This is a genomic window from Geodermatophilus nigrescens (assembly GCF_900129495.1).
Taxonomy (GTDB): Bacteria; Actinomycetota; Actinomycetes; order Mycobacteriales; family Geodermatophilaceae; genus Geodermatophilus; species Geodermatophilus nigrescens.
This window is the reverse complement of sequence record NZ_FQVX01000003.1, coordinates 623045-638539: the sequence shown is the minus strand read 5'-3', so window position 1 is coordinate 638539 and position 15495 is coordinate 623045. Positions and strand designations below refer to the sequence as shown.

At 76.4% G+C, this 15495-nt stretch carries 14 protein-coding genes; 7 read left to right on the top strand and 7 right to left on the bottom strand.

Annotated elements, in window-relative coordinates; all coding sequences use genetic code 11:
- Nucleotides 1-17: 17 nt before the first annotated feature.
- Nucleotides 18-1514, bottom strand: a complete 1497-nt coding sequence (locus BUE37_RS16790) for a peptidase M16 family protein (RefSeq protein ID WP_073421492.1) — start codon at nt 1512-1514, stop codon at nt 18-20.
- Nucleotides 1515-1635: 121 nt separating this feature from the next.
- Between BUE37_RS16790 and BUE37_RS16785 the strand changes: the two genes are divergently transcribed.
- Genes BUE37_RS16785 through BUE37_RS16775 form a run of 3 tightly spaced genes read left to right on the top strand, consistent with a single transcriptional unit; the run spans nt 1636 to nt 4759 of the window.
- Nucleotides 1636-2442, top strand: a complete 807-nt coding sequence (locus tag BUE37_RS16785) for a purine-nucleoside phosphorylase (protein WP_073421491.1) — start codon at nt 1636-1638, stop codon at nt 2440-2442.
- Complete coding sequence (locus BUE37_RS16780; protein WP_073421490.1) at nt 2439-4064, top strand: phospho-sugar mutase; 1626 nt, start codon at nt 2439-2441, stop codon at nt 4062-4064. Before BUE37_RS16785 ends, BUE37_RS16780 begins: the two co-directional genes overlap by 4 nt.
- Before the next feature lie 2 nt (nt 4065-4066).
- Nucleotides 4067-4759 (top strand): haloacid dehalogenase type II, encoded by a 693-nt coding sequence (locus BUE37_RS16775; RefSeq protein ID WP_073421489.1) that lies wholly within the window; start codon nt 4067-4069, stop codon nt 4757-4759.
- Here the strand turns inward: BUE37_RS16775 and BUE37_RS16770 are convergent.
- From BUE37_RS16770 to upp, 4 genes are all read right to left on the bottom strand, one after another.
- Complete coding sequence (locus BUE37_RS16770) at nt 4692-5237, bottom strand: hypothetical protein (protein ID WP_073421488.1); 546 nt, start codon at nt 5235-5237, stop codon at nt 4692-4694. The two genes, BUE37_RS16775 and BUE37_RS16770, sit on opposite strands and share 68 nt — an antisense overlap.
- A 32-nt stretch (nt 5238-5269) precedes the next feature.
- Entirely contained in the window at nt 5270-5782 is a 513-nt protein-coding gene (locus tag BUE37_RS16765) for a DUF805 domain-containing protein (RefSeq protein WP_083628790.1), read from the bottom strand.
- A gap of 118 nt (nt 5783-5900) precedes the next feature.
- Nucleotides 5901-6794 carry a Gfo/Idh/MocA family protein gene (locus BUE37_RS16760; RefSeq protein ID WP_073421487.1) on the bottom strand — a complete coding sequence of 298 codons (894 nt, stop codon included), beginning with the start codon at nt 6792-6794 and terminating at the stop codon, nt 5901-5903.
- 2 nt (nt 6795-6796) lie between these two features.
- On the bottom strand, nt 6797-7420 hold the full coding sequence (gene upp, locus BUE37_RS16755; RefSeq protein WP_073421961.1) for a uracil phosphoribosyltransferase: 624 nt from the start codon (nt 7418-7420) through the stop codon (nt 6797-6799).
- A 112-nt stretch (nt 7421-7532) separates the two neighbouring features.
- Here upp and deoC point away from each other — a divergent pair, with 112 nt between their 5' ends.
- The 4 genes from deoC to BUE37_RS16735 all read left to right on the top strand — a co-directional run bounded on the left by deoC (nt 7533) and on the right by BUE37_RS16735 (nt 12420).
- Nucleotides 7533-8528: a deoxyribose-phosphate aldolase gene (deoC, locus tag BUE37_RS16750; RefSeq protein WP_073421486.1), complete on the top strand. Its 996-nt coding sequence runs from the start codon at nt 7533-7535 to the stop codon at nt 8526-8528.
- A complete protein-coding gene (locus BUE37_RS16745) occupies nt 8528-9991 on the top strand; it encodes an aldehyde dehydrogenase family protein (protein WP_217651287.1) in 1464 nt (487 codons plus the stop codon). The genes deoC and BUE37_RS16745 overlap by 1 nt, the downstream gene beginning before the upstream one ends.
- Nucleotides 9991-10857: an aldehyde dehydrogenase family protein gene (locus tag BUE37_RS16740; RefSeq protein ID WP_073421485.1), complete on the top strand. Its 867-nt coding sequence runs from the start codon at nt 9991-9993 to the stop codon at nt 10855-10857. The genes BUE37_RS16745 and BUE37_RS16740 overlap by 1 nt, the downstream gene beginning before the upstream one ends.
- 108 nt (nt 10858-10965) lie before the next feature.
- Nucleotides 10966-12420 (top strand): hypothetical protein, encoded by a 1455-nt coding sequence (locus BUE37_RS16735; protein ID WP_073421484.1) that lies wholly within the window; start codon nt 10966-10968, stop codon nt 12418-12420.
- Between the two features lie 202 nt (nt 12421-12622).
- On the opposite strand, the gene BUE37_RS16730 is transcribed toward BUE37_RS16735, so the two are convergent.
- The gene (locus BUE37_RS16730) at nt 12623-14173 is read right to left on the bottom strand and encodes a DEAD/DEAH box helicase (protein ID WP_073421483.1); all 1551 of its coding nucleotides are present in this window, start codon (nt 14171-14173) and stop codon (nt 12623-12625) included.
- A gap of 236 nt (nt 14174-14409) precedes the next feature.
- The gene (locus BUE37_RS16725; RefSeq protein ID WP_073421482.1) at nt 14410-15486 is read right to left on the bottom strand and encodes an adenosine deaminase; all 1077 of its coding nucleotides are present in this window, start codon (nt 15484-15486) and stop codon (nt 14410-14412) included.
- Nucleotides 15487-15495: the final 9 nt, after the last annotated feature.

The following is a 15495-nucleotide window of genomic DNA, read 5'->3' as shown; positions in this document are numbered from 1 at the left end:
TGACCGGCCGCCCGGTGTCAGGCGACGGGGACGACGGTCCCCGGCCGCGGCGCCGACCAGCGCTGCGGGTGCACGACCTCGCGGAGCCGCGCGCTGACCTGGTCGACGGCGCGCTGCCCGAAGACCGCCCTCTCCACCGGCACCAGGCACATGTTGCCGCCGACGACCACGACGCCGCCGTCGTCGAGGATCGGGAAGACGTTCTCCACCTGCGACCAGGCGATGGCGTGCACGTCGCCGTCGGGGTCGCGGTGGGCGATGCCCTGGTCGCCCAGGACGATCGCGCGGTTGCCGGCGCGGCCGAGCACCCGCTGGGCGAGCGACGGCCGGATGGTGCGGCCGGGCACCGCCTCGCGGGTCAGGCCGCAGATCAGCCAGCGCTGCAGACCCGGCAGGCCGGCGAAGTCCGACCACTCGGGCACCTGCAGCAGCGCGCTGCGGCGCACCCGCTCGAGCGCCGCCTGCGCCTCCGGCGCGGTCACCGCGGTGCACGCCTCCATCCACGCGGCCAGCGGCAGCGCCGGGATGCCGGTGACGGCCGAGACGGCGGCGTCCATGAGGTCGGAGCGGACGAGCTCGTCCTCGTCCGCGGCGTCGAGCGCCTCCTCCAGGCCCTCGCGGGCGTGCGCCAGCTCCGCCGCGCCCGGGCCGGTGCGGCAGAGGTCCTGGAACTGCGTCCAGAGGATCTCGGCGACCGCGCCCTCCTGGCCCTCCCGGGCGTCGACGACGACGGCGACCTCGCGGCGGTCGGGGGCGACGTCGTGGGTCACGACCTCGGCGGAGTAGCTCAGGCCGCGCTCGGTGCGGGCGACGTCCTGCACCCGCTCGCGCAGCACGTCGGCGGCCACGCGCAGCGCCGGGTCCCAGGGGCCGGTGGCCGACAGCTGCAGCCCGACGCCCGGCGTCCACGACTTGGTCCACGCGGGGGCGGCCTGGTGGCGGGGCAGCGCGGGGCGGTGCGGCGGGGCCGGCCGGTCGGGCAGCGGCAGGCGCAGGCCCTCGGGCAGCTCGCCGTGGCAGACCAGGGCCGCGTTGCCGCGGACGAACCACGCCGCCGCGTGCGCGCGGATCACCTCGTCGGGCAGGAACTGCGGGCCGGGCCCGCCGGCGAACGCGACGCCCGGGCCGGTCAGGCCGTACCGGGCCGCCCACAGGCTCTCGACCAGCCCGCCGCCGGAGCTCGAGCAGTCCTCGGCCTGCAGCACGCCGATCTCGGCGTCGGCCCGCTGCAGCGACAGGTCCGACACCGCCGCGCACACGCCCTCGACGAACTCGCGGACCGCCTCGGGACGGCCGGTCGCGTAGAAGGACGTGGTGTCGACCGTCGTCGTCGCGTTGCACTGGATGTTGCGCTTGGGCAGCGACCCCATGACCAGGTGCTCGACCAGATGGGTGAGCTCCCGGGTCTGGTAGGTCTCGTCCTGGACGCCGACGCCGAACACCAGCACGAGCGTGGTGCGCCGCGGCCCGGGGGCGGAGAAGACCGGCACGCCGTCGATCTGCGAGGTCTGCACGCGGCCATGGTGCGGACGCCTCCCCCGGCCCGTCGGCGACACGCCCTCCGCGGGACGGATGGGGCGGGTGCGCCGCCCCGGAGCCCGCGACCGCCCCGGCGGGCTGGGTTAGCGTCGCCCGGTGAGCGAGAGCACCTCCGACCCCGCGGCCCTGGCCGCCACCGCCGCGACCGCGCTGACCGACGCCCTGGGCGGCGGCCACGACGTCGCCGTCGTCATGGGCTCGGGCTGGGCCCCGGCGGCCGACGCCTTCGGCGAGCCGGCGGCCACCGTCCGCATCGGCGACCTGCCCGGCTTCGCCGCGCCGACGGCGGTCGGCCACGGCGGCGAGGTGCGCTCGGTGCGCGCCGGCGAGCGGCGGGTGCTGCTGTTCCTCGGCCGCACCCACCTCTACGAGGGCCGCGGCGTCGAGCCGGTCGTGCACGGCGTGCGCACCGCGGCCGCGGCCGGTGTGCGCACGGTCGTGCTGACCAACGCCGCCGGCGGGCTGGACCCGCAGCACCGGGTGGGCCAGGCCGTGCTGATCAGCGACCACCTCAACCTGACCGCCCGCTCGCCGCTGGTCGGCGCCGACTTCGTCGACCTCACCGACCTCTACTCCTCCCGCCTGCGCGCGCTGGCCCGCGAGATCGACCCCGAGCTCACCGAGGGCGTGTACGCCCAGCTGCCCGGCCCGCACTACGAGACGCCGGCCGAGATCCGCATGCTGCGCACGCTCGGCGCCGACCTCGTCGGCATGTCCACCGGGCTGGAGGCGATCGCCGCGCGCGCCGCCGGGGCGGAGGTGCTCGGGCTGTCGATGGTCACCAACGCCGCGGCCGGCATCACCGGCGAGAAGCTCGACCACGCCGAGGTGCTCGCGGCCGGCCGGGCCGCGGCGGGCCGGCTGGGCCGGACCCTCGTCGAGCTCATCGGCCGGCTGCCGTGACCCTGCTGGAGCAGGCGCAGGCCTGGGCGGCCGCCGACCCGCACGACGGCGACCGCGCCGAGATCGAGTCCCTGCTCGCGGCCGGGGACGACGCCGAGCTCGAGCGCCGCTTCGCCGGGCCGCTGACCTTCGGCACCGCCGGGCTGCGCGGCCCGCTGCGCGCCGGGCCCGCCGGCATGAACGCGGCCGTCGTCACCCGGGCCGCCGCGGGGCTGGGCGCCTGGCTGACGGCGAACGGGCACGCCGGCGGGGGCGTCGTCGTCGGGTTCGACGCGCGTCGCCGCTCCGACGAGTTCGCCCGGGTCACCGCCGCAGTGCTCACCGCCGCCGGGTTCGCCGTGTCGGTGCTGCCCCGGCCGCTGCCCACCCCGGTGCTGTCCTCGGCGGTCCGCTCCCTGGGCTGCGTGGCCGGCGTGATGGTCACCGCCAGCCACAACCCGCCGCAGGACAACGGCTACAAGGTCTACCTCGCCGACGGCGCCCAGCTCGTGCCGCCGGCCGACCGGGAGATCGAGGCCGCGATCGCCGCGGTCGGGCCGGCCCGCGAGGTGCCCACCGCCGACGGCTGGACCACCCTCGGCGACGAGGTGGAGGCCGGGTACGTGGCCGCGGTGGTGTTGGCGCTCGACCCGGCGCAGGTGCCGGCGATCGTGCGGCAGGGCCTGACGGTGGCCTACACCGCGATGCACGGCGTCGGCGCGGCCACCACGCGCGCGGTGTTCGCCGCCGCCGGGTTCGGGCCCCTGGTGAGCGTGCCCGAGCAGGACGCGCCGGACCCGGCGTTCCCGACCGTCGCCTTCCCCAACCCGGAGGAGCCCGGCGCGGTCGACCTGCTGCAGGACCTGTCCTCCCGCGTGGGCGCCACCGTCGGCATCGCCGAGGACCCCGACGCCGACCGCTGCTCGGTGGTGGTCGACGGCCGCCAGCTCACCGGCGACGAGGTCGGGGCGCTGCTCGCCGACTGGCTGCTGCGCCGCGGCGTGCGGGGGACGTACGCGTCCTCGCTGGTCAGCGGCTCGCTGATGCACGCGCTGGCGCAGGCGCACGGCGTCCGGTCCGCCGAGACGCCGACCGGGTTCAAGTGGATCATCCGGGCGGGCACCGACGCCGAGCCGCTGGTGTTCGGCTATGAGGAGGCGCTGGGCTACGCGGTCACCCCCGACGTCGCCCGCGACAAGGACGGCATCTCCGCGGCCCTCGCCGTCGCGCTGCTGGCCGCGGAGCTCAAGGCCACCGGGCGCACGCTGGTCGACCGGCTCGACGAGCTGGCCCGCGAGCACGGGCTGTTCGCCACCGGCCAGCTGTCGGTGCGGGTCGAGGACCTGTCGCTCATCTCCGGCGCCATGGAGCGGCTGCGCGCGGACCCGCCGCAGCGGCTGCTCGGCCGGCCGGTCACCGCGACCGACCTGCTGGCCGAGGACCCGCCCGTCGACGCCGTCCGGCTGCTCGGCGACGGGGTCCGCGTGATCGTGCGGCCCAGCGGCACCGAGCCGAAGCTCAAGGCCTACCTGGAGACGGTGGTGCCGGTGCACGACGACGCCGGGATCATCGCCGCCCGCGGCCGCGGCGAGGACGAGCTCGACCAGCTGCGCGGCGAGATGGCGCACGCGCTGGGGCTGTAGCCGTGGACGCCGGCGCGCTGGTCTTCGACGTCTTCGGCACCGTCGTCGACTGGCGCGCCGGCGTCGCCCGCGAGGCGGCGCGGCTGCTCGGGCCGGACGTCGACGCCGCGGCCTTCGCCGACGCCTGGCGGGCGCGCTACCAGCCCTCGATGGAGGAGGTGCGCTCCGGCCGGCGGCCGTTCGTGCCGCTGGACGCGCTGCACCGGGAGTCGCTGCCGGCCGCGCTCGCCGAGGTGGGTGGGGGCCCGGTCGCCGACGACGTGGCCGGCGAGCTCGTGCTGGCCTGGCACCGGCTCGACCCGTGGCCGGACTCCGTGCCCGGGCTCGCCCGGCTGCGCCGCCGGCACCTGCTCGCGCCGCTGTCCAACGGCGGCGTCCGGCTGCAGGTGGACCTCGCCCGGCACGGCGGGCTGCCGTGGGACACGGTGCTCGGCGCGGAGGTCGTCGGCCGCTACAAGCCCGACCCGGAGGTGTACGACTCCGCGCCGCGGTTCCTGGCGCTGCCGCCGTCGCGGGTGTGCCTGGTGGCCGCGCACGTCGACGACCTCGCGGCCGCCCGGGAGCGGGGCCTGCGCACGGCGTACGTGCACCGGCCCGCCGAGTTCGGCGGCGACCCGGTGCCGCCGGTCACCGACCCCGCCGCCGACCTCTCGGTCGGCTCGCTGGAGGAGCTGGCGGACGCCCTCGGCTGCTGACCAGCGGGCGCCAGTCCAGCGTCCAGGTCTCCCCCACCGGCAGCGCGCGCCAGCGCCGCCCGGCGTCGGCCAGCGCGTCCGCCGCGGCGGCGAGCCGGTCCGGCGGCAGGCCCAGGCCCGCGGCCTCGCCGGGCAGCACCTGCGCGCCGCGGGCGCTGCGGGCCACCAGGTCGGCCACCCCCTCGGCCCGCTGGATCGCCGCGGCCCGCTCCCGCTTGAGCCGCGCCGAGCGCTCGGCCGCGTGCGGCGGCTGGCGGCCGCTCACGTGCCGCATGCTGCCCCAGACGACGCCGTCGGCCACGCAGCCCCAGATCCCGTCGGCCATCCCGAGCTCGGTCTCCACCAGCGCGTGCACCAGGTCGTGCGGCAGGTCCGACCCCCCGCCGGCGCCGCGCATCGCGAAGACCACGCCGTCGTCCCGCTCGACGACGGTCTCCACCGGACGCCGGTCGGCCAGCCGGGAGAAGGTGAGTCGCACCTCTCCAGGCTGGCCGACGGGGTCAACCGGTTTCACCAGTTCGCGAGCAGGGGCTCCCGCCGCGCCGGGCGGGCGCCGCCGGCGCCGCCGTACTGGTTGGCACCCGGCTCGCCGGGCAGGCAGCCGACCACCACGAACAGCACGATCGGGCCGGCGATCGGCACCAGGCCCCACAGCAGGAACCAGCCGGAGCGGCCGGTGTCGTGCAGCCGGGTGACCGCCGCGCTGACCGACGGCGCGAACAGCGCCAGCGAGACCAGCAGCGTGATCGGCCCGCCGGAGAAGCTGACGTCGGCGCTGTAGTAGTCGTAGCCGTAGGACTGGTAGCTCGTGGAGTACCAGGCCAGGCCGAGCGCGATGTCCGCGACGATCGCGGCGATGCTCGCCGCCCACAGCGGCAGCGCGTAGTGCAGCCAGTAGGTGCGCCGGTCGATCCGGCCGCGGCGGACGTACCAGCTGCCCTGGTCCTGGTACGCCGGCGGGCGGGCGCCGTAGCCGTTGCCGTACGTGGTCTGGTGGCCGTAGCCGTGGGCGTACTCGCTCATGGAGGTGTCTCCCCTGTCCGGCCCCGGTGCCCGGGGCTCCCTGTCGTCGGGGGAGACGATGGCGGCGGCCGCTTGGCCCGCGGTTGGGCGCGGCTGCACCTCCGCCGCAAGCGCGCCGCTAGGCGGTCGGGACGAGCTCCCGGCAGCCGGACGCGAGCGCCCGCTCGGCAGTCTCGAGCACCACGACGACGTCGCGGCCGAAGCCGACGTCGCACGGGTGGTCGCCGCCGGTGAGCGCCGCGGCCTGCAGCTGGTCGACCGCCGCCGACAGCGACTCGACGGCGCTCTCGGTGTCGGGCAGCAGCACCAGCCGGCCGGCGTCGCCGTGCACGGAGAACTCGATGCCGGTGGCCAGGGGCGCCACGGTGTGCGACAGCGTGACGGTGGAGGCGACGCCCGGCGTCGCGTGCTGCAGCACCAGGTGCACCGTGTCCCCGGCGCCGGCGCCCGCCTGCACCGACGCCACCGGTCCCAGTGCCGGCACCAGCAGCGACAGCGCGTGCGGGCCGATGTCCCACAGCGCGCCGTGCTCGCGGCGCCAGGCGGAGTCGAAGGGGCTGCCGGCCAGGGCGCTCAGCCACGACGCGGCGCCGCCGGCGAGCCGGGTGCGCGCGGCCTGCCCGAGCCAGGTCGTCGTCGCGGCCTGGAAGCGGAAGGTGAAGAACACGACCGAGGCGACGCCGGCGGACCGGACCGCGGTCACCACCCGGTCGGCGTCGGCCGTGGTGAGCCCGATCGGCTTCTCCAGCAGCAGGTGCCGGCCCGCGGCGGCGGCCTGCTCGGCCAGCGGCACCTGGACGTCGGGCGGCACGGCGACGGCGACGGCGTCGACCTGCTCGAGCAGCGCGGCGAGGTCGGAGGTGCCGGGGACGTCGAACTCGGCGCCGACGGCGGCGGCCTTCTCCGCGTCGCGACCCCAGATGCCGGCGAGCTCCGCGGTGGGGTGCGCCGCGATCGCCGCGGCGTGGACGGTGCGGGCCCAGTGACCGGTGCCCAGGACGGCGAACCGCATGGTCAGACGGCGCCGAACTGGCGGTCGCCGGCGTCGCCGAGGCCGGGGACGATGTAGGCCTGGTCGTTGAGGCCCTCGTCGACGCTGGCGGTGAACACCCGCAGCGGGAGCCCGCTCTGCTCCAGCCGCTCCAGGCCCGCCGGGGCGGCGAGCGTGCACAGCACGGTGATCTCGGTGGCGCCGCGGTCGGTGAGCAGCGTGCAGCAGTGCACCAGCGAACCGCCGGTGGCCAGCATCGGGTCGAGGACGAACACGTGCCGGCCGACCAGCGACTCCGGCAGCGAGGCCATGTAGGCCTCGGGCTGGAAGGTCTGCTCGTTGCGGGCCAGGCCCACGAAGCCCATCTGCGACTCGGGCAGCATCCCGTGCGCGGTGTCGGCCATCCCGAGGCCCGCGCGCAGCACCGGCACGATCAGCGGCGGCGACGCCAACCGGTAGCCGGTGGTCTCGGTGACCGGGGTGGTGATCGGCTCCTCGGCCACCTCGAGGTCACGGGTGGCCTCGTAGACCAGCATCTGGGTCAGCTCCCGCAGCGCCGCCCGGAAGGCGGCGTTGTCGGTCCGCTCGTCGCGCATGCGCGAGAGCCGGGCCCGGGCGAGCGGGTGGTCGACGACGGTCAGCTGCACGGGCGCCACCGTAACGGTCGCGCCCAGGGGGCGACGGCGCGGAACGGGGACCCCTCCCCGCACGGGGGAACCGCGGTCCCGGGGCGGCCCGCCGCACTGGGAGGATGGGCGCATGACCCACGTGCTCGACCCCGGGACGCTCGCGGCCGGGACCCGGCCCACCCCCGGGTCCGGAGCGGCGCTCGACGACGTGACCCGGTCCGACGCCGCCCTCCGCGCCTTCCTGCACGGGCTGCCCGGCGTCGACCAGGTCGGCGCCGAGCAGCGCGCCGCCACGCTCGGCACCCGCTCGATCAAGACCACCGCCAAGGCGTGGGCGATCGACACCGCCATCTCGATGGTCGACCTCACCACGCTCGAGGGCGCCGACACCCCCGGCAAGGTGCGCAGCCTCGCCGCGAAGGCCCGCCGCCCCGACCCGACCGACCTCACCGCCCCGCCGGTGGCCGCCGTCTGCGTCTACGGCGACCTCGCCGGCGTCGCGCGGGAGGCGCTGGCCGGCACGGGCATCCACGTCGCCGCCGTGGCCACCGCGTTCCCGAGCGGGCGGGCCAGCCGGGAGGTGAAGCTCGCCGACGTCCGCGACGCCGTGGCGAACGGCGCCGACGAGATCGACATGGTCATCGACCGCGGCGCGTTCCTCGCCGGCCGCTACCTCGAGGTGTTCGAGGAGATCGTCGCCGTCAAGGAGGCGTGCGGCAGCGCCCACCTCAAGGTCATCCTCGAGACCGGCGAGCTGGTCACCCTCGACAACGCCCGCCGCGCCTCCTGGCTGGCCATGCTCGCCGGCGGCGACTTCATCAAGACCTCCACCGGCAAGATCTCACCCGCGGCCACGCTGCCGGTCTGCCTGGTGATGCTCGAGGCGGTACGCGACTTCCGCGCCGCCACCGGCACCCAGGTCGGCGTCAAGCCCGCCGGCGGCATCCGCACCACCAAGGACGCCGTCAAGCACCTGGTGATGGTCAACGAGACCGTCGGCGCCGACTGGCTGTCCCCCGACTGGTTCCGCTTCGGCGCCTCCAGCCTCCTCAACGACCTGCTCCTGCAGCGGCAGAAGCTGCGCACCGGCCACTACTCCGGCCCCGACCACGTGAGCGTCGACTGATGACTGCACCCGCCCAGCCCGGCCCCCTGTTCGAGTACGCCCCCGCACCCGAGTCGCGCTCGATCGTCGACGTCCGGCCCTCCTACGGCCTGTTCGTCGACGGCGAGTTCGTCGACGGCTCCGGCGAGTCGATGAAGACCGTCAACCCGGCCACCGAGGAGGTGCTCAGCGAGGTCGCGGTGGGCACCGAGGCCGACGTCGACCGCGCCGTGCGGGCCGCGCGCCGGGCGTTCACCCGCGTGTGGGGGCCGATGCGCCCCGCCGACCGCGGCAAGTACCTGTTCCGGATCGCGCGGATCCTGCAGGAGCGGGCGCGGGAGTTCGCCGTCCTGGAGTCGCTCGACAACGGCAAGCCGATCCGGGAGTCCCGCGACGTCGACGTGCCCCTGGCCGCGGCGCACTTCTTCTACCACGCGGGCTGGGCCGACAAGCTGGCCCACGCGGGTCTCGGCCCCGACCCGCGCCCGCACGGCGTGGCCGGCCAGGTCATCCCGTGGAACTTCCCGCTGCTGATGCTGGCGTGGAAGGTCGCGCCGGCGCTGGCCACCGGCAACACCGTCGTCCTCAAGCCCGCGGAGACCACCCCGCTGACGGCGCTGCTGTTCGCCGAGGTGTGCCGCCAGGCCGACCTGCCCCCGGGCGTGGTCAACGTCGTCACCGGCGCCGGCGACACCGGCCGCGCGGTGGTCGAGCACGACGACGTCGACAAGGTCGCCTTCACCGGCTCCACCGAGGTGGGCCGCTCGATCGCCCGCGCCGTCGCCGGCACCCGCAAGGTGCTCACGCTGGAGCTCGGCGGCAAGGCGGCGAACATCGTCTTCGACGACGCCCCGATCGACCAGGCCGTCGAGGGCATCGTGCGCGGCATCTTCTTCAACCAGGGCCACGTCTGCTGCGCGGGCTCGCGGCTGCTGGTGCAGGAGTCGGTGCACGACGAGGTGATCGCCTCGCTGCAGCGGCGGATCGGCACGCTGCGCGTGGGGGACCCGCTGGACAAGAACACCGACATCGGCGCGATCAACTCCGCCGAGCAGCTCGCCCGCATCCGGGAGCTGTCCGACGTCGGCGAGGCCGAGGGCGCGCACCGCTGGCAGCCGGCCTGCGACCTGCCCGACCGCGGCTTCTGGTTCCCGCCGACGGTGTTCACCGGCGTCTCCCCCGCGCACCGGATCGCCCGCGACGAGGTGTTCGGGCCGGTGCTCAGCGTGATGACCTTCCGCACGCCCGACGAGGCGGTCGCCAAGGCCAACAACACCACCTACGGGCTCTCGGCCGGCATCTGGACGGAGAAGGGCTCGCGGATCCTGGCGATCGCCGACCGGCTGCGCGCCGGCGTGGTGTGGGCCAACACCTTCAACCAGTTCGACCCGACGTCGCCCTTCGGCGGCTACAAGCAGTCCGGCTACGGCCGGGAGGGCGGCCGGCACGGGCTGGCCGCCTACCTGAAGGGGGCCTCGCACTGATGTCGGACCGGCTCGCCGTCCGCAAGACCTACAAGCTGTACGTGAACGGGGCCTTCCCCCGCTCGGAGTCCGGCCGCACCTACGAGGTGACCGACGCCCGGGGGGCGTTCCTCGCCAACGCCGCGTGGGCCTCCCGCAAGGACGCCCGCGACGCCGTCGTCGCCGCCCGCGGCGCGTTCGGGAAGTGGTCGCGCGCCACCGCCTACAACCGCGGCCAGGTGCTCTACCGGGTGGCCGAGGTGATGGAGGGCCGGCACGCGCAGTTCTGCGAGGAGGTGGCGGCCGGCGAGGGCGTGTCCTCGGGGCGGGCGCGGGCCGTCGTGGACGCCGCCATCGACCGCTGGGTCTGGTACGCCGGGTGGACCGACAAGCTGGCCGCCGTCCTCGGCAGCGCGAACCCGGTCGCCGGGCCGTTCTTCGACTTCTCGCTGCCCGAGCCCACCGGCGTCGTCGCGGTGCTGGCGCCGCAGCGGTCCTCGCTGCTCGGCCTGGTCAGCGTGCTGGCGCCGGTGCTGGCCGGCGGCAACACCGCCGTCGTCGTGACCTCCCACCGGCGGCCGCTGCCGGCGGTGACGCTCGGCGAGGTGCTGGCCACCAGCGACGTCCCGGGCGGGGTGGTCAACCTGCTCACCGGCGACGCCGGGGAGATCGGCCCGTGGCTGGCCGAGCACGACGACGTCGACGCCATCGACCTCACCGGCGCCCCGGCCGACCGGGCGCTGGAGCTCGAGCGGCTGGCCGCCGGGAGCATCAAGCGGGTCGTGCGCCCGCCCGCCGAGGAGCCGGACTGGACCGCCGACCCCGGCACCTCCCGGATGACGCCGTTCCTGGAGACCAAGACGGTCTGGCATCCCAAGGGGGTCTGAGGACGCCTGCCCCGCCGCCGGTCAGCCGACGGGCGGCGGGGCCCGCCGGACCGGTACCGACCTGATCCCGCGGGCGCGCTCCGGGTCGGACCCGGCAGGATGGGCTCCGTGGCCAGGCCCAGCATCGTCCCCATCGCGCTCACCGTCGACGACCGAACCGGTTACACGCTGTGGGCGCCGCCGTGGGAGGAGGACGGCGAGGAGTGGCAGGCGTTCCTCGGCACGTCCGAGGGCGAGACCGCCACGGTGCACCTGTTCCCCACCCCGTCGGCGCTGGCCGCGTTCTGCCGCACGCGCACCGACCACGACCTCGCCGACCACCCGGTCTGGCCGGTCGTCACCGGGCTGGGCGCCGAGGACCTGACGCCCGACGACGACCACCGCTACGACCTCGACGGCGTCTACGACACCGCCGCGGAGAACCCCGACCGGTGGGCGGTCGAGGAGCTGGCGGCCACCATCGACATCGTCAGCCGGCTGGCCGAGTGCCTGGACACCGCCGGCGCCGACGACGAGGACGCACCGCGCGCCCGCACCGACGGGGACGCCGACGACGACGAGGACCTCGAGGACGAGGAGACCGAGTTCCCGGCGCTGGCCGAGCTGGTCGCCCGCCCGGAAATCGGCTCCCTGGGCCTGGGCGTCGACGCCTTCGTGGGCCGCTCCGGCGAGGACGCCTGGGTCGGTGTCGGCGGGGCGCTCGACGAGCTGTGGGAGGACGTGATCGAGGAGCTGTCCGGTCACCTGGACTGGACCGGCTCCGGCACCACCACGGTCGACGCCTACCCCACGGCCGACGACGAGGACCTCGACGACGACCTGGGCGGGGACGCCGACGACGAGGAGGACGACGCCCCGGCGGAGCGCACGGTCGCGCTCGGCTCCGACGGCAGCGGCAACCGCCCGGCCGCCGGGTCCACCGCGGCCGCGCCCGCGGAGGCGGCGACCGCCGGGATGAGCACCATCCGCGGCGGGAGCCGGATCACCGCCACCCCGGCCGCCGTCGCCGCGGCCGCGGAGTTCTGGGAGGCGGTGGGGATCCTGCCGGTCGAGCTGGTGGTCCCCGACGGCGCCGGCGTGACGCTGCGCTGCTACGTCGACGACGTCGCCCGCTTCCTCGGCCGCGACGGCGAGATCTGGCTCTTCGACACCCCGGCCCAGCTCGCCCGGTTCATCGCCGGCGACGAGGACCACGACCTCACCGAGATCGCCTCGTGGCCGGAGGTCGCCGACACCGACACCCTCCCGCTGCCGGCCGAGCAGGACCGCTACGACCTGACCGAGCTCTCCGAGGTGCTGGCCGAGGTCGCCGGCGGCGCGGCCGGGCTGGTCGACCACGGCACGCTGGGGCAGCCGGTGGAGGGCGTGCGCGACGTCGCCGAGTACGCCGGGCTGTCACGGGTCGAGGAGCTGCTGGCGCCGGGGACGCCGCTCGGCCGGGCGGTGGCGATCGGCGAGCGCGAGCCGGGCACCCCGCTGCGGGCGGAGGACGCCGCGGCGCTGCGGACCGCGTGGGACGAGGTCGTCACCGAGGTCGGCGGGGCGCTGGTCTTCCGCCGCTGACACCCGTGCTCCGCGTCCGGCCCGGACCCGGAGCACGACAGTTCTCCCTGGAGCGGTCGTGCTCTGCCCCGGCCCGGTGGGCAGAGCACGAGGCGGCTCGTCGGGACGCTCGTGCTCTGCCCCGCCCCCGTGGGCAGAGCACGACCCGGCTCCGGACAGCACAGCGGCCGGCCCCCGGGACGGGGACCGGCCGCTGCGTGCGTCAGTCGCGGGCGGGCGCCGGACGGTCGGGACGACCGCCGCGCTCCCCCGGCCCGCGGGACCGGTCGCGGTCCCCGAACGGGCGGCGCGGGCGCTCGCCCTCGCCGAACGGACGGCGGGAACGGTCGCCCTCGCCGGAGGGGCGGCGCGGACGGTCGCCGTCGCGGCGGCCGCGGTCTCCCTCGCCGTACGAGCGGCGGGGACGGTCGCCGTCACGGCGCGGACGCCGGCCGCCGGGGCCGCCGTGCGGACGGCGGGACTCCCGCGCCGGGCGCTCGATCGGCTCCACCGGCACGCCGCTGGCGACGAGCTCGGCGATCGGGGCGTCGCCCGGCCGGATGCGGTCGACGCGCGGGTCGACCTTCGCCTGCCGGAACCGGCGCTTGGCCTGGCCGACCTGGTCGGGCAGCAGCAGCGAGACCACGACACCGGCGGCACCGGCGCGGGCGGTGCGGCCCGAGCGGTGCAGGTAGGTCTTGTGGTCGGCCGGCGGGTCGTAGTGCAGCACCAGCGAGACGTCGTCGACGTGGATGCCGCGCGCGGCGACGTCGGTGGCCACCAGGACCGGGCTGCGGGCGTCCATGAACGCCTCCAGAGCCCGGCGGCGCGCCGACTGGGGCAGCCCGCCGTGGATCGCCTCGGCCTTGATGCCGACGGCCTTGAGGTTCTCCGTCAGCCGGTCGACGCCGAGCTGGGTGCGCGCGAAGACGATGGTGCGGCCCGGACGGGCGGCCAGCTCCTGCGTCACGGGCACCTTGTCGCGGAACGCGAGGCTGTAAGCCAGGTGCTCGGCCGGCGGCGCGTCGTCGCCGGGGCGCTTGACCTCGTGCCGGGCCGGGTCCTTGAGGTAGCGGCGGACCAGGGTGTCGACCTCGCCGTCCAGCGTGGCCGAGAACAGCAGCCGCTGGGCGTCGGGGCGGGTCTGGTCGAGCAGCTCCTGCACGACCGGCAGGAAGCCGAGGTCGGACATGAAGTCGGCCTCGTCGACCACGCTGACCTCCACCTCGGCGAGGGTGGCCTCGCCCTGGGCGATGAGGTCCTGCAGCCTGCCGGGGGTGGCGACGACGACGTCGACGCCGCGGCGCAGCTGGGTGATCTGGCGGTGCATCGGGGCGCCGCCGTAGACGGTGACGAACTGGGCACCGATGGCCTGGCCCAGCGGGGCGAGGTTGTCGGCGACCTGCTGGGCCAGCTCGCGCGTGGGCACCAGCACGAGGGCGCGGGGCGCCCGGGGGCCGCGGCGGGCGGTGAGGCCCATGCGGGCGAGCATCGGCAGGCCGAAGGCCAGCGTCTTGCCCGAACCGGTGGCGGCCTTGCCCAGCACGTCGCGCCCGGCGAGGGCGTCGGGCAGGACGGTGGCCTGGATGGCGAACGGCGCGCGGATGTCGCGCCGCTCCAGCGCCGTCACCAGCTGCTGGGGCAGGCCGAGCGCGGCGAAGGAGGGACCGGCCGGCTCGGGCGCCGGCGCGGGGGTGGTCTCGGTGTCGAGCGAGGTGTCGAGCGAGGTGTCGAGCGAGGTGTCGACGGCGTCGACGGGGTCGAACGAGGTCATGCGGGTGTGGGACTCCGATACAGCTCGGGCGCGTCCCGTGGTGGTTGCGCGGGCGCCACCCCCGGCGTCGGGGTCCGGCGTCCTCACTGGCGGTCGCGGCGTCGCGGGACGCGGCGGACCTGCACGGATGCGCTCATGCCCGGACGGACCGTCCGGGAGGATGTCCGGCGAGTGCCGGCACACCCACGGTAGCAGCGGAGATCACCCGTCCATTCCGGCGCGGGCGGTGGGGGTGGTCACCCGCGCAGCGCGGCGTACCCCGGCCGGACGACGTCGGTGAGCAGCCGGGCGCGGACGGCGTCGTCGGCGAAGGCGGCGGCCAGCGCGCGCTCGGTGACCGCCTGGACGTCGTCCCAGCCCCAGCCGTGCGCGGCGGCGACGTCGGTCAGCTCGCTGGTCACCGACACCCCGCTCATCAGCCGGTTGTCGGTGTTGACCGTGACGGCGAACCCGAGCCGGTGCAGCCGGTCCACCGGGTGCGCGGCGATCGAGGGGTAGGCGCCGGTCTGCACGTTCGACGACGGCGCGACCTCCAGCGGGACCTGCGCGTCGAGCACGCGCTGCGCGACGGGGCCGAGCGGGCCGTCCGCGGGGACCTCGTCGGCGATGCGCACGCCGTGGCCGAGCCGCTCCGCGCGGGCGCCGTCGAGGGCGGCGCGGATGCTGTCGATGCCGGCGGCCTCCCCGGCGTGGATGGTGCGGTGCGCGCCGGCCCGGTCGAGCAGCGCGATGGCCTCGGGGTGCCGGTCCGGCGGGAAGCCGATCTCCGGGCCGGCCAGGTCGAACCCGACGACGCCGGCGTCGCGGTAGCGGACGACGAGGCCCGCGACCTCCTCCCACCGGTCGGCCTGGCGCATCGCGCACAGCAGCGCGCCGACGGTGATCGGGGTGCCCGCGGCGGCGGCCTCGGCGCTGCCCTGCGCGAAGCCGTCGAGGATCGCCTCGACCGCCTCCTCGATCGGCGTGCCGCCGGCGGTCACGAGCTCCGGCGCCATGCGCACCTCGGCGTAGACGACGCCGTCGGCGGCGAGGTCCAGCGCGCACTCGCGGGCCACCCGGCGCACGGCCTCGGGCCGCTGCATCACGCCGACGGTGTGCGCGAACGTCTCCAGGTAGCGGACGAGCGACCCGGAGTCGGCGGCCTCCCGGAACCAGCGGCCCAGCGCCTCGGCGTCACCGGCCGGCAGGTCGCGGTAGCCCGCCTCGTCGGCGAGCTCGAGCACCGTCTGCGGCCGCAGACCGCCGTCGAGGTGGTCGTGCAGCAGGACCTTGGGGGCGCGGCGGATCGAGTCGGCGTCGAGCGGTGCGGGCACCCGCCGACG